The sequence below is a fragment of the Piscibacillus halophilus genome (genome assembly GCF_900110685.1).
GTDB lineage: Bacteria > Bacillota > Bacilli > Bacillales > Alkalibacillaceae > Piscibacillus > Piscibacillus halophilus.
On the sequence record NZ_FOES01000018.1, the window covers coordinates 22,325 to 48,970 of the forward strand.

Consider the following 26,646-nt stretch of genomic DNA (forward strand, 5'->3'; position numbering starts at 1 on the left):
GGGGGCTTACTTTTTGCAAAAAGGTCAGTTGGTATACGAAGGCAAGGCGAAGCGTTTGTATGAAACAGAATACCCAGATGTTTTAGTGGTCGAGTATAAGAATGCTTTGACAGCTTTTAATGGTCAGAAGAAAGCTGAAGAGCAAGGCAAAGGCGCATTAAATAATAAAATTTCCTCGATTTTGTTTGAAACACTGCATCAAGCCGGGGTGGCTAACCATTGGGTGAAACAGATCTCTGAGGATGAGCAATTGGTTAAGCATACTAAGATTATTCCGATTGAAGTCGTGGTTCGTAATGTAGCGGCTGGAAGCTTAGCTAAACGATTAGGATTAACAGAAGGACATCAATTAGGTCAAACGGTTGTGGAGTATTACTACAAAGATGATGAGTTAGGCGACCCATTAATTAATGAAGATCATATTAAGCTATTGAATCTAGTTGATTCAGATGATTTAGCTAGAATGAAAGACATGGCTCTTGTCGTCAATGATTGTTTATTAGACTGTTTTAAGCAATGTGATTTAAAGTTAATAGATTTTAAGTTGGAGTTTGGTTATGACCGATCAGGTGAATTGATGTTATCTGATGAAATATCACCGGATACCTGTCGCTTATGGGATATCGAGACGAATGAAAAGCTCGATAAAGATGTATTTCGTAAAGGAATAGGCAGCGTAGAAAAGTCTTATAGCACGGTTTTAGAACGCTTAAAGGGGGGTGTGTCCAATGGTTAAAGTAAAGGTGTATGTCACGTTAAAAGAAGGGGTATTAGATCCTCAGGGAAAAGCGGTAGAACAAGCGCTTGACGCTAAAGGATTTAACGGAGTTAGTGACATGCGAGTCGGTAAGTATATGGAATTTAATCTTGATGCCAATATGGCGACTGAGAATCAGATAGAGGAAATGTGTGAACAGTTACTCGCCAATCCAGTTATCGAAGACTATCGTTATGAAACTGAGGAGGTTGTATCGTCGTGAGGTTCGCGGTCGTGGTGTTCCCAGGTTCTAACTGTGATATGGATATGTTATTTGCGATACAAGATGCGCTCGGTGAAGACGTGGAATATATTTCTCACCGAGACCAAGATTTATCTAGATTTGATGCGGTTTTATTACCAGGCGGGTTCTCATATGGAGATTATTTAAGATCGGGTTCGATTGCTAGTTTTTCACCGATTATGGAGTCGGTAAAAGCGTTTGCTCAAGCAGATAAACCGATTCTAGGTGTCTGCAATGGGTTTCAAGTTTTACTAGAATCAGGATTGTTACCTGGTGCGATGAAGCGGAATGAAAACTTGAAGTTTATTTGTCAAACAACACCTGTGATTGTCGCAAATAATGAAACGCAATTTACAAGTGAATATCAACAGGATGAAAGAATTCAACTTCCGATTGCACATGCAGAAGGAAATTATGAATGTGATGATGCAACATTAGAAAAGCTTGAGCAACATAATCAGATCGTCTTCAGATATGCAGATAACCCGAATGGTTCTAAAGGGGATATTGCCGGAATTTGTAATGAAAAAGGCAATGTATTAGGAATGATGCCTCATCCAGAACGTGCCGTCGATTCATTATTAGGCAGCGCAGATGGTTTGAGACTATTTCAATCGATTCTAGTAAATTGGAGGGAACACCATGCCGTTACTTCTTGAGCCTAATTCTAACGAAATAAAAGAAAAAAAGCTCTATGCTGAAATGGGGCTCACTGATGATGAGTTTCAGAAGATTGAACGTTTATTAGGTCGAACTCCAAACTATACGGAAACAGGTATTTTCTCTGTAATGTGGAGTGAGCATTGTAGTTATAAAAAATCTAAGCCTCTATTAAGTAAGTTTCCAACTGAAGGTGAACGAGTGTTACAAGGCCCAGGTGAAGGGGCAGGGATTATCGATATCGGTAATGACTTAGCGGTTGCTTTTAAAATTGAAAGTCATAACCACCCATCCGCAATTGAGCCTTACCAAGGGGCAGCGACAGGTGTTGGAGGTATCATTCGTGATGTATTCTCCATGGGGGCACGTCCAATCGCGTTATTAAATTCGTTAAGATTCGGTGAGTTGGATCATCCAAGAACGAGGTATTTATTTGAAGAAGTCGTTAATGGGATTGCTGGTTATGGGAACTGTGTAGGAATCCCGACAGTTGGCGGTGAGATTCAGTTTGATGATTGTTATAAAGGGAATCCACTTGTGAACGCCATGTGTGTTGGACTCATTCGACACGAAGACATCCAAGTCGGTCAGGCAAAGGGAATCGGCAATACGGTTATGTACATCGGATCAGCAACAGGGCGTGACGGAATTCATGGTGCTACATTTGCGTCTGAAGAATTGACAGATGATTCTGCAGAGGATCGTCCAGCGGTTCAAGTTGGCGATCCATTTATGGAGAAATTATTGATTGAAGCTTGTCTTGAAATGGTGAAATGTGACGCCTTAGTTGGGATTCAAGATATGGGCGCTGCAGGTCTAACGTCATCTGCGAGCGAAATGGCTAGTAAGGCTGGAACAGGTATTGAGTTAAACCTTGATCGAGTCCCGCAACGTGAACAAGGGATGACACCATATGAAATGATGCTATCAGAATCACAAGAACGCATGCTCGTGGTCGTTGAAAAGGGTCGCGAACATGAGATTAAAGAAATAGTTTCAAAATATGACCTTGAAGCGGTTGAAGTAGGGCATGTCATTGAAGAACAACAGTTTCGCTTAAAGTTTCAAGGAGAAATCGTCACGGATGTTCCAGTTGATGCTTTAGCGGAGGATGCACCTGTTTACCAGATGCCATCCAAAACACCTAAAAAGATATCCCAAACCCAATCAACCATTGAAATAGAGAATGCTGAAAAAGTTTTAGAACAGTTATTACAACAGCCTACGATTGCAAGTAAAGAGTGGGTTTATCAACAATATGACCACCAAGTTCAAACGAATACAGTCGTGCAACCAGGGTCAGATGCAGCTGTTTTAAGAGTTCGTGGAACAAATAAAGCGATTGCGATGACGACGGATTGTAATTCTCGTTATTTACACCTAAATCCTAATCGTGGCGGTCAAATTGCGATTGCAGAAGCGGCACGAAACATTGTTTGCTCAGGTGCTGAACCTGTTGCAATTACAGACTGTTTAAACTTTGGTAACCCAGATAAACCAGAAGTGTTCTGGATGATGGAACAGGCAACAGATGGAATGGCAGAAGCCTGCGAGCTTTTAAACACCCCAGTGATTAGTGGAAATGTCTCACTTTATAACGAAACAAACGGTACGAGTGTCTATCCAACTCCGGTTATTGGAATGGTAGGACTCGTTCATGATGTTAAGCATATTACAACTCAACACGCACAACAGGTTGGAGATTATGTTTATTTAATTGGAGATTCAACAAGTGAAATTGGCGGTAGTGAACTACAAAAACTCCTTATTGGCCGATATGAAGGAGATGCGCCAGAATTAGATTTAAACGTTGAACGAACGAGACTCCAATCACTTCTTGGATCTATACAAAATGGCCTTGTTTCTTCTGCTCACGATGTGTCAGAAGGAGGCTTAGCCGTTGCTTTAGCTGAAAAGGTTATGACGACTCAATTCGGATTGAATGTCGAGTTAAACGGACAGGATCTTATTGAGCTTTTCAGTGAGACTCAATCTAGATTTGTCGTCACCGTACAACCAGAACAGTCAGAAGCTTTTGAAAAATCGGTGGATGCTAAACGAATTGGATCAGTCACGAACGATAGTCAATTATCGGTAGCTTTTAACGGTGAGAAGGTGATTCATCAATCGGTAGATCACTTAACTAACCTTTGGAAAGGGGCTTTACCATGCTTGGTGAAATCAAAGGCTTAAACGAAGAATGCGGAATCTTTGGTGTCTATGGCCACCCTCAAGCAGCACATATGACTTATTATGGGTTACATGCCTTACAACATAGAGGTCAGGAAGGTGCTGGAGTTGTGGTATCAGATGGATATGATTTAAAACAATCTAAAGGCCAAGGTTTAGTGACAGAGGTCTTAGATGAAGAGGAATTAATGACTCTTTCTGGTCATGCAGCGATTGGTCATGTCCGTTATTCAACGGCAGGCGGAAAGACATTTGAAAATATTCAACCATTGTTTTTCCGTTCGAGTACAGGTTCATTAGCATTAGCGCATAACGGAAACTTAGTGAATGCCACTAAGTTGCGTCAAGAGCTTGAAGAAACAGGGAGTATATTTCAAACAACATCTGATACAGAGGTGATTGCCCACCTTATTAAACGTGCAGGAAGAACACCCATAATTGACCGAATCAAGCAAGCTTTAAATGAGTTGGAAGGGGCTTACGCCATTGTCATGCTTGATGAAAAAAGGTTAATTGCCGCATTAGATCCTCGTGGAATGAGGCCTTTATCTCTTTCGAAGGTTGGAAGTGGCTACGCCATCGCATCAGAGACTTGTGCCTTTGATGTCGTTGGAGCTGAATATATACGAGAAATTCACCCTGGTGAGCTTTTAGTCATTGATGACCAAGGGATTCAAGTTGATTCGTTTTCACAACCAAAAGACCGTTCGATTTGTACAATGGAGTACGTTTATTTTGCTAGACCAGATAGTAATGTAGATCACAATAATATTCATAGTGTACGTAAACGATTAGGCAAAAAGCTTGCGGAAGTTTCTCCAGTTGAAGCAGATGTCGTAACAGGTGTTCCGGATTCAAGCATTTCAGCAGCCATTGGATTTGCGGAACAATCGGGAATTCCATATGAATTAGGCTTAATTAAAAATCGTTATGTAGGAAGAACGTTTATCCAACCCTCACAAGCTTTACGTGAGCGTGGCGTTCAAATGAAGCTATCGGCGGTTAAAAAGATTGTGGAAGGGAAACGAGTCGTGATGGTAGATGACTCGATTGTTCGTGGTACGACTTCTAGACGAATCGTGAACATGTTAAAAGAGGCCGGAGCCAAAGAAGTGCATGTTCGAATTAGTTCCCCTCCAATCACGCATCCATGCTTTTACGGCATTGATACGTCCAACTCAGGTGAGTTAATTGCCGCGAATCATAGTATAGAGGAAATTCGTGAGATGATCGGTGCTGATACGTTAACTTATTTACCAGTCGATGCTATGGTGGAAGCTGTTGATCGTAACGATACAAGTCCTAACTGCGGTCATTGCTTAGCTTGTTTTACCGGAAAATATCCAACTGATTTATATGAAGATTCATTACCCCCTCATGAAAAAGAACAGTTGATTGGAGCGAAATCCTAATGTCAGAGGCGTACAAACAAGCCGGAGTCAATATTGAAGCAGGTTATAAAGCCGTTAATCGCATGAAGCAGCACGTGGATAGAACGAGTCGTTTAGGAGTGATTGGTGCACTTGGTAGTTTTGGCGGTATGTTTGATTTATCACAATTAAACTACGTCGAGCCGGTCTTAATTTCAGGTACAGATGGTGTTGGGACTAAGCTTAAGCTCGCTTATGAATTAGATCGTCATGACACGATAGGGGTCGATGCTGTTGCCATGTGTGTCAATGATATTGTCGTACAAGGGGCAGAACCACTTTATTTTCTAGATTACATCGGTTTAGGGAAGGCAGACCCTTTCACGATTGAACAAATTGTTAAAGGGATTGCCGATGGATGTGAAGAAGCAGGTTGTGCGTTAATTGGCGGTGAGACCGCTGAAATGCCTGGAGTCTATGATGAAGACGAATATGATGTTGCAGGTTTTGCTGTTGGAGCATGTGAAAAACGTGATGTCATAACAGGAGAGACGGTTAAAGCTGGAGACGTGTTAATTGGTTTACCGTCATCAGGGATTCATAGTAACGGCTTTTCACTCGTTAGAAAAATCGTTTCAGATTCAGGATTAGATCTTCATAAAGAATACGCTCCATTTAATCAAAGATTAGGAGACGTCCTTTTAACACCGACGAATATATATGTGCAAGATGTATTAAAAGTTAAACAATCAGGCCTATTAAAGTCAGCAGCTCATATTACAGGCGGCGGATTTCATGAAAATATACCACGGATGCTCCCAGATGACTTAGGAGCAAAAATAGATGTGACCTCTTATCCAATACCTGACATCTTTCCATTTTTACAAAAGCATGGTCAACTCAAACAGGATGAGATGTATCATGTGTTTAATATGGGAATTGGAATGGTATTAGCTATTGATTCTGAACATGTTCAACGTGTTCTTGATCTTCTAGATAGTGCTTATATAATTGGTCGCGTTCAGAATCAAAAAGGTGTTGAGCTTGTAGAGGAGGTATAACGAATGAAACGAGTAGCTGTTTTTGCTTCGGGGAGTGGCTCGAATTTTGAATCGATTGTTCAAGCGTCTAAAAACGATGAAAGTTATGAAGTCGTTTTATTATTTTCAGATCAACCAAATGCTTATGCATTAAAGAGAGCTGAAACATTAGGGGTTGAGGCAGAATCTTTTTCACTTAAAGATTATCCAGACAAATTAGCGTATGAAGCTGATGTATTAGCATTATTAATTCGAAAAAGAATTGATTTTATCGTACTCGCAGGTTACATGCGATTAATTGGGTCGACCCTATTAAACCATTATAGTGGTCAAATCGTGAACATCCACCCTTCATTATTGCCACAGTTTCCAGGGTTAAATGCGATTGGGCAGGCGCTTGAAGCGGGTGTTACTGAAACAGGTGTCACAATTCACTTTGTCGATGAAGGAATGGATACAGGTCCCATTATTCGTCAAGAAAAAGTATGGATTGAAAAAGATGATACGCAGGAAACATTACAACGAAAAATACAACAAGTAGAGCATCGCCTATACCCAGAGACATTACAACAACTGTTACGGAAGGATGAGGTCATTGTCTAAGCGCGCATTAGTGAGTGTATCTGATAAAAGTGGAATTGTGGATTTCGCTAAACAATTAGTGGATCAAGGTGTAGAAATTATTTCAACGGGTGGGACGAAAAAGGCTTTAGAAGAAGCGGGTGTTACGGTAACAGGTATCTCGGATGTAACTGGCTTTCCAGAAATTTTAGATGGACGTGTTAAAACGTTACATCCAAATGTTCACGCAGGTTTATTAGCTAAACGCTCAGAGAAAAGTCATATTGATCAATTAGAAGAGCAAAGTATTCAGCCGATTGATTTTGTCATTGTAAACTTATACCCATTTAAAGAGACTATCTCTAAGGAGGGTGTGACGTTTGATCAAGCGATTGAAAATATTGATATTGGTGGGCCGACGATGTTACGCTCAGCAGCCAAAAATCATGAAGATGTAACTGTGGTGGTTGATCCGCAAGATTACGAACGAGTCATTGAAGAGTTAAGAAGCGGGGATGTAACACTTGAATTAAAACGTAATTTAGCCGCAAAAGTCTTTAGACATACAGCACACTATGATGCTTTAATTGCGGGATATTTAACAAAACAAACCGGAGAATCATTCCCGGAAACAAAGACCATCACTTATGAAAAACAACAAACACTTCGATATGGTGAAAACCCACATCAACAAGCCGCTTTTTATGCAGAGCCTTTTGCAGCAGCATCTTCTTTAGTTAAAGCCAAGCAGTTACATGGTAAAGAATTATCTTACAATAACATTCAAGATGCAGATTCCGCCTTACAAATCGTAAAAGAGTTTAATGAACCAGCAGCAGTAGCGGTCAAACATATGAATCCGTGTGGGGTAGGGATCGGTGAATCCATTTTAGAAGCTTATGAGCATGCCTTTGAAGCGGATCCTATTTCAATTTTTGGTGGAATTGTTGCTTTAAATCGCCCGGTCGATGCTAGTGTCGCTGAGAAGATGAGTGAAATTTTCTTAGAAATTATTTTAGCACCTGAGTTTACAGAAGAAGCATTAGCAATTTTAACTAAGAAGAAGAATATTCGCTTGATTGAAGTTTCGACTGATTCAAATAAACCGAATGAGCAACTTAAATCTGTTACAGGTGGTGTGTTAATTCAAGATGAAGATCATCATCAATTAAGCGAACCTGAGTTAAAGGTTGTAACTGAACAACAACCTACTGAAGCCGAGTGGAAGGATTTGAAGTTTGCATGGAAGGTGATCAAACACGTTAAATCAAACGCAATCATATTAGCTAAAGATTCGCAAACCATTGGGGTTGGTGCCGGACAAATGAACCGAGTTGGTGCGGCGAAGATTGCTATTGAGCAAGCTGGCGAGAAAGCACAACACTCAGTAATGGCATCAGATGCCTTTTTCCCGATGGACGACACAGTTGAAGCGGCTCACCAGGCAGGGATTACAGCCATCATTCAGCCAGGTGGCTCTAAACGAGATCAAGATTCCATCGATAAATGTAATGAATATGGTATGGCAATGGTCTTTACCGGTGTACGCCACTTTAAGCACTAGAGATGAAGGAGGTCCTTTATGAAGAAGGTACTCATTGTTGGTCGTGGAGGACGAGAGCACGTATTGGCATGGAAGATTAAGCAAAGTGTTTTAGTAGACGAAGTATTTGTTGCGCCTGGTAATGATGGCATGACGGATGTGGCAACATGTGTTGAAATCAACGAGGGAAAAGTGGATCAGTTGATTGATTTTGCCAAACAGCACGAGGTTGACTTAACCGTCGTTGGACCAGAAGCGCCGTTAATGGAAGGAATGGTTGATCGATTTCAAGCTGAAGGCTTAGCTATTTTTGGCCCAAATCAACAAGCAGCACTCATTGAAGGAAGTAAACAATTCGCCAAACAGCTTATGAAAACATATAATATTCCAACTGCTGACTACGCCTCTTTCTCTAATGAAGAAGACGCGAAGGCTTATGTGCGTCAGGTCGGAGTGCCCATTGTCATTAAAGCAGATGGGTTAGCGGCTGGAAAAGGTGTAATGATTGCGCAAACACTAGAAGAAGCAGATCAAGCCATTACCGAGCGCCTGCAAGAACACAAATTTGGTGAAGCTGGACGAACAATTGTTATCGAAGAATTTTTAGTCGGCGAAGAGTTTTCATTGATGGCATTTGTGAATGGGACACATGTCTATCCAATGGCAATATCTCAAGATCATAAACGTGCTTTTAACCATGATCAAGGACCTAATACAGGAGGGATGGGAGCTTATTCTCCGGTTCCACAAATCAGTGATGAGGTAAAAGAACAGGCGATTGAAAGCATTCTTAAGCCAACTGCTGAAGCAATGGTCAAAGAAGGGAGACCCTTTCAAGGCATCCTTTATGCTGGTCTGATCCAAACACCTGAAGGTCCAAAAGTGATTGAATTTAACGCAAGATTTGGGGATCCAGAAGTTCAAGTCGTGTTACCGAGACTGGAGAACGACTTGATGCACGTTCTAGAAGCCGTCATGACCAAAGAATCAATAGAGTTAAAGTGGAACAACAAAGCTGTCGTGGGAGTGGTATTAGCTTCTGAAGGGTATCCTGGTGCTTATGAAAAAGGGCATGTCATTCCAAATCTTGATCAAATCGACCCTAGTAGCCTTGTTTTTCATGCCGGAACGAAATTCTCTGAAGACAAATGGTTGACCAATGGCGGGCGTTTATTATTAGTCGCGGCTGAACACCCAAGTATTGAAGGTGCATCTGAATTAGTTTATAAAGATATGAAAAAGTTAAAATCTGATCACACTTTTTACAGAACAGATATTGCGAAGAAAGCGTTGACTATAGGAAAATAATTTAGCATGCAGTGACTGACGACAAAAATGGAATGAACCATGATGGAGCTGCGTGTTATCAAGCCGGTCGTCTGGGCGGGGAGTTCGTCTCTCTTAATCAACAGGAGGGTAAAAATTGAATCCATTGATACTAGACGGTAGAAAAGTTGCTCAAACGGTTAAGGATGAGTTAAAAGGACAAATTGATGAGTTGCAAAGTAAAGGTATCACACCTAAACTAGCGACAGTGCTAGTTGGAGACGATGAAGCTTCTAAGACATATGTGCAAATGAAAGCTAATACGTGTCATAAGTTATGTATGGCTTCAGAACGTGTCTTTTTACCAGAGGAGACGACGACTGAAGAATTATTAGATGTGATTCAACGCTTAAATGAAGATCCTGAAGTACACGGTATTTTGTTACAACATCCCGTTCCAAGTCACATAGATGAACGCCAAGCTTTTGATGCGATCTCCTTAGATAAAGATGTCGATGGCGTGACGTCACATGGTTTTGGCGCCACAACCTTTCAACTAGGAGCCTATCCTTGTTGTACACCGGCAGCCATTTTACAAGTGATTGATTATTATGGCCTTGACGTAGAAGGAAAGCACGCCGTTGTGATAGGACGCAGCCCAATACTAGGAAAACCGGTGTCGATGATGTTGTTAAACCGGAATGCGACGGTGACAATTTGTCATTCAAAAACGGAAAACTTACCCGAAGTCGTAAAACAAGCAGATATTGTAGTCGCAGCTGTCGGTCGTCCTAAATTTGTAAAAGGTGATTGGTTAAAAGAAGGTGCCATTGTACTAGATGCAGGTTATAACCCAGGCAATATTGGGGATGCTGATTATGATACATGTTATGCTAAGTCTTCAGCCATTACACCTGTTCCAGGAGGAATTGGCCCGGTGACCATTTCAATGCTTCTCAAACATACGGTTGAAGCCGCTCAGAAACAATGCAAGGTCTCATAAATAAAATCTAATGTCTCATAAAAGGGCTTTAATGTCCCAATAATGCCGACGAATGCACTGATTCGACAAAATTCATGTCTCATAAACTTGAAAAAATGTCCCAAAAATAGCAAGGACCATATATTCTATAAATTTACAAGCATAAAATGTGAACTAAATACGATTATGACTTGACATTCATGCCATAGATATTATAATATATTCTATGGCATTTTATCATAACCACGACTAGCCCCGGAACTATTCGTGTTGAAGATAAAAAAATGTTCGAGTAATTCGATTGAATTAGGAGGGAAAACAATGCGCACAACTTTCATGGCTAATGAAAACAACGTTGAGCGTAAATGGTATGTAGTTGATGCGGAAGGACAAACGTTAGGTCGTTTAGCGACAGAAGTAGCGTCAATCCTACGCGGTAAAAACAAGCCAACTTACACACCACACGTTGATACTGGTGATCACGTTATTATCGTGAATGCAGATAAAGTTCATTTAACTGGTAAAAAATTAAACGATAAAATTTACTACCGCCATTCAAACTACCCTGGTGGTTTAAAACAACGTACAGCAAACGAAATGCGTACGAAATATCCTGAACAAATGCTTGAAATTGCTGTTAAAGGTATGCTACCAAAGAACAAACTTGGTCGTAAAATGGCTAAAAAGCTACACGTTTACCGTGGACCTGAGCACAAACATCAAGCACAAAATCCAGAAGTTTACGAACTTCGCGGGTAAGTAAAAGGAGGTAAAACACTTTGGCACAAGTACAATACTATGGAACAGGTCGTCGTAAAAGCTCTGTAGCTCGTGTACGTCTAGTTCCTGGAAGCGGAAAAGTTATTGTTAATAAAGTAGATGCACAAGATTACTTCCCACACGAAACGTTACGCTTAGTCATCAACCAACCTTTAGAAGCAACTGAAAACGTTGGTAACTATGATGTACTAGTAAACGTTAGCGGTGGTGGATATACTGGTCAAGCAGGAGCAATTCGTCTAGGCGTTGCTCGTGCACTATTAGAAGCAGATCCTGATTATCGCCCAACATTAAAGCGCGCAGGATTCCTAACTCGTGACGCACGTGAGAAAGAACGTAAGAAATACGGTCTTAAAGGCGCTCGTCGTGCACCACAGTTCTCAAAACGTTAAAACCCTTGTCACACAAGGTTTCAAACCCTCTCTATCCTTTGTTGGAAAAGAGAGGTTTTTTTATATTATTCGTTTTTGACTCACAAATGACTCACAAATGGTTCACATTTATTCGTTTGTCATATAATTTAGGAATTGTTCAGCTGTTTTTTCTCTGGATTTATTTGTTACATGAGTATAGATGTTGTAATTAGTTTGTATATCTTCATGGCCAAGTCGATCTTGAACCTCATGTGGTTCAGCTCCAGACTCAAATAATAAACTTGCATGAGTGTGGCGGAAGCCGTGAACATTAATTTTCTTCAAGTTAGGATAGTCTCTAAAAATTAAATTCAATTGATCATTAAAATATGACATACGAATATAAGTCATCTTTTTCTCGAGTGGATGAAACTTAGTGAAAATAGGCTGCTCTTCATCTTTTAAGAAGGGTTGTGGATTTTTAAATATTGCTGAATTTGGTGTTTTCGCCAAGCGCTTAGGATGGCCAGTGTTTCCTCATCTATACTAATAATTCTATTCGATTATACTAATAATTCTATTCGATTTTTTCGATTTCCCGGTTGTTAAAAGAAATTCATTGTTTCCAAAATAAAGTGTCTTATTAAAACAAATAAATTTCTGTGCAAAATCAATATCTGACCAATTAAGTGCTAAAATCTCACCTTTGCGAGCACCGGTGTAAGCAATTAAGCGAAAAAAATGTATAGTTTAAAGGTTGATCCTTTATAATCTTAAGAAATTTATTTAATTCCCTTCTTGAATATTAAGGAGGGGGGAATAGACATGGGGCAAGCCCAATCCCAAACGAATTCATACGTTCCAGTAGAACACTATCCGAGGAAAGAACAGAAACCAGATTCATTTAGAAAAATCATTTTTCGTAAGTTCATAAAAAATAAGTTAGCCGTATTCGGAATGGTCTTGCTTTTGATCATTATTAGCTTAGCCCTTTTTGCTCCGTGGATATCTCCACACAGTGTAACGGAAACAGATCCAGTAAACAAACTCCAGCCCCCAAGTGCAGAACATTGGCTTGGTACAGATACACTTGGGCGGGATACCTTTAGTCGTTTACTTCATGGGGCAAGGGTATCCTTGCTCGTTGGTTTTGCCTCAGTTGCAGGTTCCCTACTCATTGGGGTTGTGTTGGGTGCTTAGCAGGATATTATGGAGGACTTCTCGATTCGATTATTATGCGCTTTGTGGATGTCGTGATTTCATTTCCACAAATTTTCCTCCTAATAACGCTCGTTACTATCTTTGAACCAAGTTTGGATAAATTAATTATTGCCTTTGCTTTGTTTGGTTGGACTGGAACAGCACGACTAGTCCGAGGAGAATTTTTATCGTTAAGAACTAGGGAATTTGTTTTAGCAGCAAAAACGATTAGTAAGATTATCTTTTCGCACATATTACCAAATGCATTAGGTCCGATTATCGTATCAGCAACCCTGATGATTGGGTATGTGATTTTGGCCGAGTCAGCATTAAGCTATCTAGGTCTTGGCGTTCAGCCACCTACATCAAGTTGGGGCAATATGCTTCAGGATGCACAAAACATTACTATTATGGTTACTTCCTGGTGGTACCCTTTATTTCCGGGAATCATGATTTTACTGACGGTTTTAGCTTTTAATTTTGTTGGTGATGGGCTACGAGATGCATTTGACCCTAAGATTAAGGAATAAAGACTTGATGACAGACACTTTCTCACTGCCAGTGGGGGAGGTGGTCTGTCTTTTTAATTTGATGTGAAGCGTTGGGTTAGTTGCCACGGAGAGATTGAACCTAGTAATTTGATCAGTTGAGGAGCCGTGGTTAGTGGTATCTACACCATGGTTGTCCCGATGCCACAATTAATGAGATAATATAACTGATATTTTTTGGCGTAATTTACCAAGACCGTTTTTTATATTGGCACAAAGTGAAGAGGTGAGTCACTATGGAAGTTGTATATTTTGCAGGCGGCTGTTTATGGGGAGTACAAGCTTTTATCAAAACGTTACCCGGCGTTACGTTTACGGAAGCTGGGAGAGCTAATGGAACCAGTCATACACTTGAGGGTGATTATGATGGCTACGCCGAATGTGTAAAAACAGGGTTTGATCCGACGGTTGTCACAATCAAGGAATTAATGGGATATTTTTTTGAGATCATTAATCCATACAGTTTGAATCAACAAGGACAGGATGTTGGTGAGAAGTACAGAACAGGCGTATATAGTGAAAACCCTGAACACTTAAAAGAGGCAAGGGCTTTTCTTAGGGAGAGAAAGGATTTTGACCAGATTGTTGTTGAGGTTTTACCTCTTACAAACTATGTGAGAAGTGCAGAGGAGCATCAAGATAGGCTGGATAAATGTCCGGATGATTATTGTCATATTCCAGAAGAAATTTTAAATCGATATAAGTAGGGAGTACATTTTCGGTAACATATAGGTTTAGTGGTTACTATCAGAAGACATGTAATCACCACTTTTTTCTTTAATATGGATAAATTCTGGGAATTATACAAGTCAGTGGGGCTGTTCCTCCGGTGGAGGGCAGGCCTTTTTTTGTTTTTCATATTGTAAATTACACAATAGGCGGCGAATGGAAGGATGTCTACCAAAAGGGTTCTAAAACTAATATCCAACTAGACTGATTATTGTATGAATAGTAGGAGTTTGGAACGGACACGAAGGACACGAAGGCAAATCATAATATTTGATTCACTTGTTTTTATAAAGTTGCATATAAAATTTCAAAATTATTGAAGTAATTAAACTTTAATAAGTACATCTATTAAAAATTTTCTTTCAATTCGAAAAATATTATGCTATCATCAAAATAAATACAGTATATGTGTAAAAAATATGAAAATACTACAATTGATTTTATAAATAACGTAAGGGAATGAAAAATTTGGATCATATTTATAAGAAGATCAAAAATATAAGATTAGAAAAAGGTATGACTTTAAAAGATTTAAGTGAAAAAACGGATTTATCTGTAAGTTTTTTATCACAAGTGGAAAGGGGATCTTCTTCTCTTGCCATTACATCCTTTAAAAAGATAGCAGATGCTTTTAATGTATCCATGACATACTTCTTTGAAGACACAGAAAACTACAATTATGCAGTAAAAAAGGAAGATCAAAAGCCATTTAAAGTTGAAGGAGCTGAAACTACACATATACGCTTGGCGGGAAAATTTCCTGAGCGTCGATTGGAGCCAATAAAAGTTACTTTAGTTCCTAAACAAAAAGATGAACAACAATTTAGTCATCCAGGTGAGGAACTGTATTATGTGTTGAAGGGCACAGTAATTTTCAGAATTGAAGACAAAGAATATGTGTTGAACGAGGGAGATTCTATACATTTCCCATCTGAAAAAGTTCATCAATGGGAAAATCCCACTTCGCAAGAGACAACATTATTATGTGTTTTAACACCCGTAATTTTTTAAATGGGTGAAATATATAAATTAAATTCTGATAAAGGGGAAGGTGTAAATTAAATGAGAGTAGCGACAGACATTGGAGGAACATTTACAGACCTAGTCTACGTTGATGAGAATGGTGGGATTGAAGTTGCCAAGAGTCATACAACACCGCCAAACTTTGAACAAGGTGTAATTGACGTTTTAGAAAAAAGCGGTATAGACCAAACGGCCATTTCCACATTTATTCACGGAACTACCGTCATTATTAACGCATTAACAGAAAGGAAGGGAGCAAAAACAGGTTTAATTACGACAAAAGGATTTAGAGATATATTAGAAATTGCTCGTGGTAACCGACCTGATCTCTTTAACATTCGTTATAAGAAGCCCTCACCATTTATTGATCGCTTTCTAAGAAAAGAAGTAAATGAACGATTGAATTATAAAGGTGAAGTACTTACCCCTCTTAATAAGGAACAAGTGAAAGAGATTATAGAATATTTTAAAAAAGAAAAGGTTGAAGCTATTGCTGTGGCTTATCTTCATTCTTATGTGAATCCCGAACACGAAAAGGAAACAATCAAGCTTATTAAAGAACTTTGGCCAGAAGTTGCCGTAACAGCTTCTTACGAGGTAACGAAAGAATGGCGTGAATATGAGCGTACCAATACGGCAGCTTTAAATGCGTACGTACAGCCAGCAGCAGCTACTTATGTAAACAAACTTTACAATAAGCTTGCTGAACAAAACACAACTAGTAAGAACTTTATTATGCAATCAAATGGTGGTACGACTACATTCGGTAATGCGAAAGAAACCCCAATTAATATGGTAGAATCGGGGCCTGTTGCAGGGATTTATGGGTCCGCAGTTCTTGGAAAAATGATTGGTGAAGAAAATATTATTGCATTTGATATTGGCGGTACGACAGCTAAATGCTCCCTAATCGAAAAAGGGGAAGTAAAAGTATCAACGGACTACTATATTGAGCGTACAGATAGAAATGCTGGTTACCCAATAAAGACACCAGTAGTTGATATTGTAGAAATCGGTAACGGTGGTGGTTCGATTGCTTGGATTGATGACGCTGGTTCCTTAAAGGTTGGACCACAGTCAGCTGGTGCTATGCCTGGTCCTGTTGCATATGGACAAGGTGGAACTGAACCAACTACCACCGATGCGAACCTATTAACCGGACGTCTTTCAGCAAAGAATTTTGATTATGATGTTAATCTGAACCGAGTTAAAGATGCAATCGAAACGAAAATAGCAAAGCAATTTGATATGAGCACTGAGGAAGCAGCCCTTGGTATTATACGTATTGCTAATTCAAATATGTTAAATGCACTTAAATTGATTTCAATTCGCAAGGGCCACAATCCACAAGAATTTACTTTAGTTGCCTTTGGCGGTGGAGGATCCATGCACGCACCAGCTCTGGCACGAGAAATGGGTGTGAAAAAAGTAGTGATTCCTTTGGCCTCTCCTGTATTTTCTGCATGGGGAATGTTAATGAGTGATCTTCGTCATGACTATATTAATACCTTTATTAGGCGTGTGGAAGATTTAGACTTAAATGAAATAAACAACTACTGGAATGAAATTGAAAATGGAGCAATTCATCAGTTTGAAAATGAAGGAGTAGACAAAGAGGATGTAGCTTTCAATCGATTTGCGGATATGCGTTATGTAGGGCAAGAGCATACGGTTAAGGTGCCAGTTCCGAACGGTGCATGGACAGCGGTTGAAATAAATGAAATTGTTGAAAAATTCCATGATTTACACGAACAAAACTATACCTTTAAATTAGAAGATACACAAATCGAAATTGTTAACTTGCATGTTACGGCTTTTGGTAAAGTTCCAAAACCTGTGGTTAATAAAATTCATAGAGAAGGTACACTTGAAGATGCAAAAATAGAAACAAGAAGTGTGTATTTTGAAAATCCAAATGGTTGGGTTACTACAGATGTCTATCAACGTGAACTGTTGCCTACAGGACAACTTGTAGATGGGCCAGCAATCATTGAGGAGAAAGCAGCAGTTACTGTGATTTACAAAGGCCAATCTCTTCACGTAGACGAGTATGGAAACCTAATTATCGAAACGGGGGCGAAATAAATGGTACAAGCAACAAAAATGGATCCATTTACATTAGAAATCGTTAAAGATTCCCTTCTAGCAACTGGGGATGAAATGTTTATTGCGCTTGCAAAAACGTCGATGAGCCCAATTATTTATGAAGTGCTCGATTATGCTAGTGGGTTAACAGATGCCAAAGGCCAATTACTCACTCAAGGGAACGGTGTAACAGGTTTTATCGGTATGCTTTCCTTTATGGTAAAGGAAACTCTTGAAAAATACGGGAATCAAGGTGACCTTCATCCAGGGGATATAATTATTATCAATGATCCATATGGCGGGGGAGGTTCACACCTGTCAGACGTTGGTTTAGTAATGCCGATCTTCCATGAAGGGGAACTAATTGCTTTTTCTGCCAATAAAGCGCATTGGACAGAAGTGGGTGGTAAGGATCCTGGTTCTTTTACGAATGATTCTACGGACATTTTCCAAGAAGGATTACAATTTCCGTGCATAAAGTTATTCGATCAAGGTGATTTGAATGAAGGACTTGTTGAAATTATTCGATCCAACGTGCGTTTTCCAGATTTATCTCTTGGGGATATGTGGGCACAAGTTGCTGCACTAAAGACCGGAGAAAAACGTGTCAAGGAACTTTGTGAAAAATACGGACGAGATACAATTCAATCCTCAATTAATTATCATTTAGAGCATGGTGAAAGAATCTCTAGACAAGAGATTGCAAAACTACCAAAAGGAACGTTTAAGGCAGAGGATTTCGTAGATACGGATGGAATAGGGAATGGTCCTTTTCCAATCCAATGTGAAGTAACCATAACGGAAGACGAATTTATCTGTGACTTCCGTGGTAGTAGCCCACAAGTGCCAGGACCGGTAAACTGTTCTTATACAGGTCTTGTATCGGCCGTTAGAACGATTTTCTTGGCAGTAACGAACCCAACTCAAGACGTGAACGATGGGGTTTTTCGACCGTTAAAAGTTATTGTTGATCCAAAGTCGATTATGTCAGCAGAACGACCAGCACCAGTATCTAATTACTTCGAAACACTAGTAGGGAGTTTAGATTTAGTTTGGAAAGCCTTAGCACCTTACCTACCAGAAAGACTATCAGCCGGTCATCTATTATCTATTAGTTCAATAACACTGTCAGGACAACACCAAGATACCGATGAACCATTTTTAATTGTTGAACCATCTGTAGGTGGATGGGGTGGTGCCGACGGTCAAGATGGTGCCAGTGGACAATTCTGTGTAGCCGATGGTGAGACGTACAACGTTCCAGTTGAAGTAGCAGAAACACGATATGGAGTATTAGTTGATGAATATAGTTTGCGAATTGATGGAGCTGGTGCCGGTGAGTACATCGGTGGTAAAGGTGTTATCCGATCATATCGTGCACTAACCGATGGACAAGCTGCCACCGTAACATTTGGTAGACACAAGTTCTATCCTTGGGGAACAAAAGGTGGGTATGAAGGTTCACCAAATGAATTCTATGTTGAAAAATCAAACGGAGAAATTGATGGTCCATATGGGGTTTATCCACGTTATCAACTACAAAAGAATGACGTGATTAAACTGAGAACGGCAACTGGTGGAGGGTATGGAAATCCATATAAACGTCCAGCTGAACAAGTAGCAAAGGATGTCAAAAACGAGTACTACACAGTTGAAGAAGCTAAAAAACTATTTGGTGTAGAAGTAAATCCAGACACATTTGACTATAAAGAGCTTGATGTAAGATTAAATGCATAAAGGAGAAAAATATGGAATTTAATAGACAAGGATTTAACAAAAATGGGTTACTGACTTTATTTGAGGATCAAACAGATAAATCAGAAGTGAAGTTTGGTACCGTAACAATTCCACCAGGGGGACGTGTGCCAGAAGAAGGGCTTTCTCTACATGAGGAAAATGAGTATTCTTTTATCATTAAAGGACAGTTACAAGGGGAAAGTGGAGGCAAAGAATATAAGGTGAATGAATCTGAAGCCACATTTATTCCCGCAGGTGAGGAACACTGGGCTGAAAATACTAGTGATGAACCTTGTAAAATTGTTTGGGCACTAGTGAAGGAAAAGTAAATGTTTAATGTAGTAGAAAAGACCCTTCTTTTCTACTACTAAATTTTTTCAATTTAATATTTTAAATATTTAAAAAAAAGGAGTGTGAAAAATGGGAGATAAAAAAGTTAAATCTGTCGGAAAAGACGAGGCACTGGCGGCAATTCCAGAGAGTAAACGTCAACACTGGATGACACCAGCAATGATTTTTGGAGGATTAGAATTTACTATTCCAGTGCTTATGGTAGGTGCTACCTTAGCAGGTAGTTTTGGACTTGGTACAATTTTTTGGGTGTTAATCATTGCGTTATTTGGATTCCAATGGATTGGGAATGCAGTAATGGGTTTTATCGGTGCAAAAACAGGTCGTTCTTCTTCTGTGATTGCAAGAACTAGTTTTGGAGCGGCACAAGCTAGATTTATAGTAGGATTAACTATATTCGTCGTATCACTCGGATGGTGGGCACTCCAAACATCTGTTGCTGGTAACTCGATTTCTGCGATGTTTGGGATTGACTACATTTCCCAGTGGGGTTTATGGGCAATTATCACCGTTATTGCTGGTCTTCTCTTTGCTTTACCATCTATTATTGGTTATGGTTCGATGAAATGGACGGACTATATTGCCGTACCCGCCGGTCTATTGTTAGTTGTTCTTGCAATTTATTTAGCTTTCAGAAATACAGGGTGGGAGACGATATCTAGTTGGAGTCCTGAACCGACTATGGGAATATTAGCTGCCATTAGTTTGGTTATCGGTGTTAACGTATCTCAATGGGTAATCGCTGCTGATTATACTCGATATGCGAAACCAAGAATTAAAGATAATGCTTTGATTCCTGCAGGGATTGCAGTTATTGGATTTCCTTTATTTTTAGTTGGTGCCATCATGTCAGTTGGTGTTGGAGATGCGGATATTGTAAATGTCATGCTGAACCTTGGATTTCCTGTGTGGGGCTTTTTGATTCTATGGTTTGCAACCTGGACAAGCCAATTAGTAAATAACTATAGTATGGGTCTGGCACTAGCCAACATGCTAAATGTAAACTCAGATAAAGGAAGAGCACTTTTAACACTTGGTGGAACAATTTTAGCCATTATTATTTCATTAGCAGGTATTCTGGATTACTTTACAGATTTCTTATATATGACAGCGCTTGTTTATCCGGCAATTGCTGGTGTTATGATGGCTGACTTTTTCTTTATCCGGAAACGGACCTGGAAAGATAATCAAGGCTGGAACTGGATGGCAACAATTGCTCTTGTTGCAGGTACGCTACTTGGTTACTTAACTCAATATGTTACAACATTTGGTTTACCTGCAGTGCAATCCTTAATAGTATCTGGTGTTGTATATGTTCTAGCTATGAAAATAAAGGCAAGTGTAGCACCAGACCAATTTACAAATGTTGATGAGGAAGAGGTAAATGTTGAAATACCTTCTACCATTGCTTAGTAAACTTTTCATAGAGGTGAATAGTGTTGAAAAATAAACGTATTGATCGTTTGTCTCATTACTTACAAGAACATAAAATTTCATTGGCACTTGTGACATCCACATCAAATGTATTCTATTTGACTGGCTTTTATTGTGAACCACATGAGCGATTATTGGGCCTTCTAGTATTCCCAAATAATGATCCAATTCTTGTCTGTCCAAAGATGGAAACAATACTGCAATAAATTCAGGTTGGAAATATGAAATTATTGATTATTTCGATACAGATAATACTTGGGACATAATACAAAATAAGTTAGATTCATTAAATATTACTTTCAATAAAATAGCTGTTGAGGAGAATCATTTGATTCTTTCTCGTTATTATCGTTTGGAAGGATTATTCCAAGGTGAACAATTTGAAAATATTGAACCTGAACTACAACAAATGAGGCTGAGTAAAGATGAGTCTGAATTAAAAATTATGAGAGAAGCGGCTAGACTAGCTGATCTCGGTATTGAAGCTGGCGTAAAAGCTCTGGATGAGGGTGTCACAGAACTTGAGGTGCTCTCTAGTATTGAATCTGAAATGAAGAAAAATGGAGTTCGTAAATTTTCATTCGATCCGATTGTACTTTTTGGTCGAAAGTCTGCTGATCCGCATGGAGTACCTGGAAATCATAAACTAAATAAAGGCGATTTTATCCCGTTTGATATTGGTGCACATTATCATGGCTACTGCTCAGATATTACTAGAACATTCATATATGGGGAAGCAACACAGGAGCAGGAAGAGATTTATCAAACCGTTTTGAATGCAGAGTTAGCTGCGATAAATCACTGTGAGGTGGGCAACAAGGTTGGGGAACTTGATACTATTTCCCGTAACCTCATTGCAGATAAAGGATACGGTCCATATTTTATCCACCGATTAGGTCACGGTCTTGGTATAGATGTTCATGAATATCCTTCGTTGAACCACACTAATGATCAAATACTGGTTGAAGGCATGGCCTTTACAATTGAACCGGGAATCTATATCCCTGATATTGGTGGTGTACGTATTGAGGATGATATCGTAATTACTCAAGATGGTGTGGAGGTATTAACAAGTTATCCAAAAGAATTACAGATAATAAAGTGATGAGTGGTACGAGCAACACCGTAAACAAATCAAACCTAGTACTCAGAACTTTATAAGGGTAAAGTTCAATCGAATTTTGCCTAAGTTTTGGTTTCTAGTGTTATTTTAACTGTGCCTTAATGTTTTTTACCTAAATTAGCCCGTATTAATTTTAAATTTTTTTGCTTTTTCAATTCGTGATAAATAGTAGAACGCGGAACACCAGTCATTTTAGAGATATCTGATACGCTCAATTTATTCTGGTTTCGTTCACCATATAATTTAATAGCTTTTTGGATATCCTTTGGGTCTTTTCCTTTTCTTCCAAGATGCTTACCTTGTTTTTTGGCGCGTTCTCGTCCTTCCGTCGTACGCTCTCTTATCAAGTCAGCTTCAAACTGTGCAAAGCTCCCCAAAACATTAAATAATAAGGTCTGCATACTGTTCTGTTCTTCATCTGATCTAAACTCCATATTGTCTTTAATAAAACAAACACTAACTCCTTTACTATTTAATTCTTGAACGATTTTATTTAAATCAATGATAGATCTGGCTAAACGATCAATTTTGGTGACAATAACTTCATCACCCTTTCGAACATGGTCCATCATAGATTTTAGTTCTTCGCGTGGTTTAGTACTCGTCCCTGTCACTTTTTCAATATATATTTTGTCGCAACCTTCTTGGTGTAATAATTCTTTTTGTGTTTCTAGTTCTTGGTTTATTGTCGAAACACGTGCATAACCGATTTTCAAATTACCACCTACTTTATCTAAAATATTGCAATGTTTTGTACAGATTATTATAGACTAACTTATAGACAAAATAAAGTGGTGAATTTCCTTTAATTTATTAAAAAAATTCCCTGTCCAAAAGTTGAAACTTTTAGACAGTTTGTCTTTGTATTTAATTTTTTCCACTAATAGTTTTAGTAATTTAGTTCACTTACTTTTTTTATCACTTTATTAATATCTATCAATGCTTGTTCTTTTGTATATATTTTATCGTCTTTTAATTGGCAGGCAATTTCTAATAATTCGGTTTAAATGCTACTGATTTCATATTGGAAATTTAAGTTTTCTCAGGCTCAGGAACAACGGCACAAGCAGTCATGGAATTAAATACTTGATATGTTTAATGAAGCGGTCGGTTATTATGTGGGTTGGATAATACTGGTAAAATTACTAAAGATAGAGATGATGTTATTACACGACATGTATTTCATAACTGGGTTGGCATATACAATAAAACACATACAAGACCAATAAAAAGTCAGAAAGTTGATCAATACAAAAAAGTATGGTTTAGAAGTGATATTGAAAAACTGATTAAAACTCCAATAGTACAAAAAACTAAAGAATGCCTATTTAAAAGAGACTATAGATTTATATGGTGGAAATGGAATAGATGGATTACCTAGTAGAAGGGTATCGAAGAAGTATAAAGAAAAAATGGACGAAAGAAACAACGATGGGTTTATTCAAGCAATTAAAAGTAGAATGGATCAATTGATAGATGAAATCATAGAGGATCATTTTACTTTATCATTTGATGGCAATCCAATAAATGGAAAGAACTATTTAAACAAAAATGAAATAATAAAAGATTTTATTGATATCAAAAGGTTGAAGAAGAAGCTTTTAAAATGGAAGATAATTTTTATGGCATTCCCGAGTATGATAGTGTTGGAAATATTGTAGCTATACATCACAAAGATCAAAGGGAAAAAACAGAATTTTTTTTTTAATAAAATAGTGAAAAGACAGGTTTAATATTAAAAAAAGAGTAATTAAATATCAATGGTTAGGTTCTAGTGTACTAAGAGTGTCTTTTCCTTTTCACCTCTCCTAATTATAATCTCCTAATTCGTCTGTAAAGCAGAGACGAATTATCGATTATGTAAAGGGTCTGCGTTCTTCGGATGTTATGAGTCAGCCAAGTAGGATAAGGGTGCGTAACAAAGCAATCAACGCTTTTAACGCACCCTAATTCATTGGGCTTCCTCAAAACATATACGAATCACTTGATAGCTCTGCTACTTACGCCACTTGACATTTATCGATGCGAAGATTCTCTCTGTGGTGACCAAAAAGGTCAAAAAATAATAGAGAGGTTGATCTAGATGGAAACCATTTTAGAGATTGTACGCATTGAACAAGTAATTCGAGAGGCAGAAGAAGGTGTTAATTACATAATTCGCAGTCCAGAAGATGGAGCAAAAATAGCATCTCGCTTTATTGGTCGTGATGATCGAGAAGTGTTTTTTGTTATGTGTTTAAATACGAAAAACAATGTTGTCGCAGTTCATCGTTGTCATGTTGGTTCATTGAATGCCTCACTCGTACATCCACGCGAGGTGTTTAAATCAGCAATACTTAATAACGCAGCAAGTGTCATTGTTGCGCATCAACATCCAAGTGGTGATATAACACCATCGATGGAAGACATTAACGTTACAAAGAGATTAGTCGAAGCTGGAAAGCTATTAGGCATCGAAGTGCTAGATCACTTAGTAGTAAACAGTGATAACAGCTTTACTAGCCTGAAAGAAAGAGGCTATATTTAAAAGGGAGAAACAACTCCCTTTTTTTCTTCAAGGTTTATTAAGTACAATTGCATCAAATGAATTTAGTAAAGTACTTTATGATAGAATAGAACTAGATAGAAATGAAATAGATAACCGAAAGTACTGACACCAAAGGAGGGTACTATATTTGAAAGAGGAAATTATTAAGTCTAAGCTTCGTGCTCAAAAACATGGAGAAGTATTTACCCCTAAAAGAATAGTTAATAAAATGCTAGATATTCCAGAGGTAAAAGATGCTTGTGAAAATTTAACAGCAACTTTTTTAGAGCCGGCTGCAGGGGAAGGTGCTTTTTTAGTTGCAATACTTGAGCGAAAGTTAAACATGGTATCTGAGAAGTATAATAAAGATTTAACACAATATGAAAATTATTCTTTGCTCGCTCTAACAACACTTTACGGAATTGATTTATTAGAAGATAATGCTCAAACATGTGGAATGAACATGTTTCAACAATATTATGATAAATACAAAGAACAAGTTGAACATCATAACGGTGAATTAAAGCAAAAGGTATTAGATAGTGCAAAGAAAATTATTTCACTAAATATTTGTAATGGTAATTTTTTAACGAGAAAATCGGTAGATGGAAGCCCTTTAGTGTTTAGTGAATGGCAACCTATTAATATGAGGAAAACATCGAATATTAAAATACAAAGAACAGAGTATACGTTGGATGAAATATATGGAAGTGTAAAAAAAGAAAATGGTCGAGCAATTAATAATTTCATAAAGGAACCAGTACAACTAGATTTGTTTGACTTTTTGGAAGATGAATCTGAAAACATAAATGCAAGTTAAATTTATAACGTAAAACGTAATTACGAAGCTTTCTAAAATCGGTGATATTGCGTTTAGGTGTGTTTTTAATAATGTGAACAAAATATTTGACAAAAAATATATTTTGTGCTATAATTTACATTTAAATTTTTGTTGTGTATAATAAGGTTCTCCTGGCCAGGAGAATCTTATTTTTAAATGGGAGGAAATTGGTATGAAACAAAATGAGTCCAGCTTAACTTCCTTAGTATCCGCTTTTGGTCGAGCATTTCACAGTAAATATGACACACCCAAAATTTTTGATGATTTTATTGCAAAGGATTTAATTTCTGAAGAAGAATTTTCAGCTATCAGCAAGAATATGATTGATGGAATACAGTTTTTTAACAAAGATATTGGGCATAAGTTTAAAGATAACCCTAAAGAAATTTTAAAATGGATTACACAAGTTCAACTTTCCCCAACACCATTAGCACGCTCTGCCTACTGTGAAAAAGTATTACTAAATGAAGTTAATTTGGGAGTTGAACAATATGTCATACTCGGAGCTGGACTAGATACTTTTGGCTTCCGATATCCAGAGTTGAACAACAGATTAAAGATATTTGAAATTGATCATCCAGCTACACAAGAATTAAAAAAGAAAAAGTTAAAGGATGCTAAACTAAATATCCCGAAAAATCTTCGTTTTGTTTCTATGGATTTTACTAATAAGTTTTCTAAGCAAGACTTAATAGATAAAGGGTTCAATAACAAAAAAACTTTCTTTAGCCTTTTAGGTGTTTCATATTATTTAACTAAAGAGGAAAACGAAAGCTTGATTAAAGATTTATTTACTAGCATTCCTTCAGGTAGTTCTATTGTTTTTGATTTTGCTGACGAAAAACTCTTTGAAGAAAATGGAATGTCTAATAGAGTTGAAAATATGGTAAAAATGGCTTTAGCAAGTGGGGAACCAATGAAATCAAGTTTTACTTATAATGAAATAGAAAGTATGTTAGAAAGATCAGGTTTGCTAATTTATGAACATTTACCACCAAATTCGATAAATGAGATTTTTTTTAGAAATAGGAACGATTATTTATCAGCCTTCGAGACAATTCATTTTATACACGCTGTTAAAAAATAATTTCAATAAAAGAAGAGGTGCTAAAACATTTTTATTAGCACCTCTAATTAATATGTTATTACGGATAAGGTGAAGTTGAAACAAAAGAATAATTGTTTCTACTAATAACTATTGTTTTGGTGAGAGTATAAAATATTTTGTGTAAATGATTTTTAGAACATAGAAAAAGGAAGACCCTTTTTGTAGAATTAAGTTAGCCGACAAAATTCACAGAA

Annotated in this window: 23 protein-coding genes, 2 pseudogenes and 1 riboswitch; of the genes and pseudogenes, 23 read left to right on the forward strand and 2 right to left on the reverse strand. The window is 38.0% G+C overall.

The window, feature by feature from the left end:
• Positions 1 to 13 precede the first annotated feature (13 nt).
• The 12 genes from purC (at position 14) to rpsI (ending at position 11,785) form a co-directional block, all read left to right on the forward strand.
• Complete coding sequence (purC, locus tag BMY57_RS09330; RefSeq protein ID WP_091773753.1) at positions 14 to 736, forward strand: phosphoribosylaminoimidazolesuccinocarboxamide synthase; 723 nt, start codon at positions 14 to 16, stop codon at positions 734 to 736.
• Positions 729 to 980, forward strand: a complete 252-nt coding sequence (gene purS, locus BMY57_RS09335; protein WP_091773754.1) for a phosphoribosylformylglycinamidine synthase subunit PurS — start codon at positions 729 to 731, stop codon at positions 978 to 980. Before purC ends, purS begins: the two co-directional genes overlap by 8 nt.
• Positions 977 to 1,660 (forward strand): phosphoribosylformylglycinamidine synthase subunit PurQ, encoded by a 684-nt coding sequence (gene purQ, locus BMY57_RS09340; RefSeq protein ID WP_091773755.1) that lies wholly within the window; start codon positions 977 to 979, stop codon positions 1,658 to 1,660. The genes purS and purQ overlap by 4 nt, the downstream gene beginning before the upstream one ends.
• Entirely contained in the window at positions 1,644 to 3,854 is a 2,211-nt protein-coding gene (gene purL, locus BMY57_RS09345; RefSeq protein WP_091773756.1) for a phosphoribosylformylglycinamidine synthase subunit PurL, read from the forward strand. Before purQ ends, purL begins: the two co-directional genes overlap by 17 nt.
• A complete protein-coding gene (purF, locus tag BMY57_RS09350; protein WP_091773757.1) occupies positions 3,830 to 5,263 on the forward strand; it encodes an amidophosphoribosyltransferase in 1,434 nt (477 codons plus the stop codon). The genes purL and purF overlap by 25 nt, the downstream gene beginning before the upstream one ends.
• Positions 5,263 to 6,282 (forward strand): phosphoribosylformylglycinamidine cyclo-ligase, encoded by a 1,020-nt coding sequence (gene purM, locus BMY57_RS09355; protein WP_091773758.1) that lies wholly within the window; start codon positions 5,263 to 5,265, stop codon positions 6,280 to 6,282. The genes purF and purM overlap by 1 nt, the downstream gene beginning before the upstream one ends.
• 3 nt (positions 6,283 to 6,285) lie before the next feature.
• Complete coding sequence (gene purN, locus BMY57_RS09360) at positions 6,286 to 6,864, forward strand: phosphoribosylglycinamide formyltransferase (protein ID WP_091773759.1); 579 nt, start codon at positions 6,286 to 6,288, stop codon at positions 6,862 to 6,864.
• A complete protein-coding gene (purH, locus tag BMY57_RS09365) occupies positions 6,857 to 8,386 on the forward strand; it encodes a bifunctional phosphoribosylaminoimidazolecarboxamide formyltransferase/IMP cyclohydrolase (protein ID WP_091773760.1) in 1,530 nt (509 codons plus the stop codon). The genes purN and purH overlap by 8 nt, the downstream gene beginning before the upstream one ends.
• A gap of 18 nt (positions 8,387 to 8,404) precedes the next feature.
• Positions 8,405 to 9,673, forward strand: coding sequence for a phosphoribosylamine--glycine ligase (gene purD / locus BMY57_RS09370; RefSeq protein WP_091773761.1), 1,269 nt, complete (start codon positions 8,405 to 8,407; stop codon positions 9,671 to 9,673).
• Between the two features lies 1 nt (position 9,674).
• Positions 9,675 to 9,757, forward strand: a riboswitch (ZMP/ZTP riboswitch).
• A 31-nt stretch (positions 9,758 to 9,788) separates the two neighbouring features.
• The gene (locus tag BMY57_RS09375; RefSeq protein WP_091773762.1) at positions 9,789 to 10,634 is read left to right on the forward strand and encodes a bifunctional 5,10-methylenetetrahydrofolate dehydrogenase/5,10-methenyltetrahydrofolate cyclohydrolase; all 846 of its coding nucleotides are present in this window, start codon (positions 9,789 to 9,791) and stop codon (positions 10,632 to 10,634) included.
• A gap of 300 nt (positions 10,635 to 10,934) precedes the next feature.
• Entirely contained in the window at positions 10,935 to 11,372 is a 438-nt protein-coding gene (gene rplM, locus BMY57_RS09380) for a 50S ribosomal protein L13 (protein WP_091773763.1), read from the forward strand.
• Positions 11,373 to 11,392: 20 nt separating this feature from the next.
• Entirely contained in the window at positions 11,393 to 11,785 is a 393-nt protein-coding gene (gene rpsI, locus BMY57_RS09385) for a 30S ribosomal protein S9 (protein WP_091773764.1), read from the forward strand.
• Positions 11,786 to 11,893: 108 nt separating this feature from the next.
• On the opposite strand, the gene BMY57_RS16100 is transcribed toward rpsI, so the two are convergent.
• On the reverse strand, positions 11,894 to 12,142 hold the full coding sequence (locus BMY57_RS16100) for a tyrosine-type recombinase/integrase (RefSeq protein WP_218143544.1): 249 nt from the start codon (positions 12,140 to 12,142) through the stop codon (positions 11,894 to 11,896).
• 429 nt (positions 12,143 to 12,571) lie between these two features.
• Here BMY57_RS16100 and opp4C point away from each other — a divergent pair.
• The 8 genes and pseudogenes from opp4C to BMY57_RS09430 all read left to right on the forward strand — a co-directional run bounded on the left by opp4C (position 12,572) and on the right by BMY57_RS09430 (position 21,958).
• Positions 12,572 to 13,476 (forward strand): annotated as a pseudogene (gene opp4C, locus BMY57_RS09395) (oligopeptide ABC transporter permease).
• Positions 13,477 to 13,730: 254 nt separating this feature from the next.
• The gene (locus BMY57_RS09400) at positions 13,731 to 14,201 is read left to right on the forward strand and encodes a peptide-methionine (S)-S-oxide reductase (RefSeq protein WP_091773766.1); all 471 of its coding nucleotides are present in this window, start codon (positions 13,731 to 13,733) and stop codon (positions 14,199 to 14,201) included.
• 490 nt (positions 14,202 to 14,691) lie between these two features.
• Positions 14,692 to 15,234 (forward strand): helix-turn-helix domain-containing protein, encoded by a 543-nt coding sequence (locus tag BMY57_RS09405; protein WP_091773767.1) that lies wholly within the window; start codon positions 14,692 to 14,694, stop codon positions 15,232 to 15,234.
• Between the two features lie 51 nt (positions 15,235 to 15,285).
• Positions 15,286 to 17,331 (forward strand): hydantoinase/oxoprolinase family protein, encoded by a 2,046-nt coding sequence (locus tag BMY57_RS09410; protein ID WP_091773768.1) that lies wholly within the window; start codon positions 15,286 to 15,288, stop codon positions 17,329 to 17,331.
• Entirely contained in the window at positions 17,332 to 19,068 is a 1,737-nt protein-coding gene (locus BMY57_RS09415; protein WP_091773769.1) for a hydantoinase B/oxoprolinase family protein, read from the forward strand.
• A gap of 11 nt (positions 19,069 to 19,079) precedes the next feature.
• Positions 19,080 to 19,397, forward strand: a complete 318-nt coding sequence (locus BMY57_RS09420; RefSeq protein ID WP_091773770.1) for a cupin domain-containing protein — start codon at positions 19,080 to 19,082, stop codon at positions 19,395 to 19,397.
• A gap of 91 nt (positions 19,398 to 19,488) precedes the next feature.
• Complete coding sequence (locus tag BMY57_RS09425; RefSeq protein WP_091773771.1) at positions 19,489 to 20,832, forward strand: purine-cytosine permease family protein; 1,344 nt, start codon at positions 19,489 to 19,491, stop codon at positions 20,830 to 20,832.
• Positions 20,833 to 20,858: 26 nt separating this feature from the next.
• Positions 20,859 to 21,958 (forward strand): annotated as a pseudogene (locus tag BMY57_RS09430) (M24 family metallopeptidase).
• A gap of 116 nt (positions 21,959 to 22,074) precedes the next feature.
• On the opposite strand, the gene BMY57_RS09435 reads toward BMY57_RS09430, so the two are convergent.
• A complete protein-coding gene (locus BMY57_RS09435; RefSeq protein WP_091773772.1) occupies positions 22,075 to 22,692 on the reverse strand; it encodes a recombinase family protein in 618 nt (205 codons plus the stop codon).
• A 1,367-nt stretch (positions 22,693 to 24,059) separates the two neighbouring features.
• On the opposite strand from BMY57_RS09435, the gene radC reads away from it, so the two are divergent.
• From radC to BMY57_RS09460, 3 genes are all read left to right on the forward strand, one after another.
• Positions 24,060 to 24,503 (forward strand): RadC family protein, encoded by a 444-nt coding sequence (gene radC, locus BMY57_RS09450; RefSeq protein ID WP_143063815.1) that lies wholly within the window; start codon positions 24,060 to 24,062, stop codon positions 24,501 to 24,503.
• Between the two features lie 148 nt (positions 24,504 to 24,651).
• Positions 24,652 to 25,323 carry an N-6 DNA methylase gene (locus BMY57_RS09455; RefSeq protein WP_091773775.1) on the forward strand — a complete coding sequence of 224 codons (672 nt, stop codon included), beginning with the start codon at positions 24,652 to 24,654 and terminating at the stop codon, positions 25,321 to 25,323.
• Between the two features lie 193 nt (positions 25,324 to 25,516).
• A complete protein-coding gene (locus tag BMY57_RS09460) occupies positions 25,517 to 26,431 on the forward strand; it encodes a class I SAM-dependent methyltransferase (protein WP_091773776.1) in 915 nt (304 codons plus the stop codon).
• Positions 26,432 to 26,646: the final 215 nt, after the last annotated feature.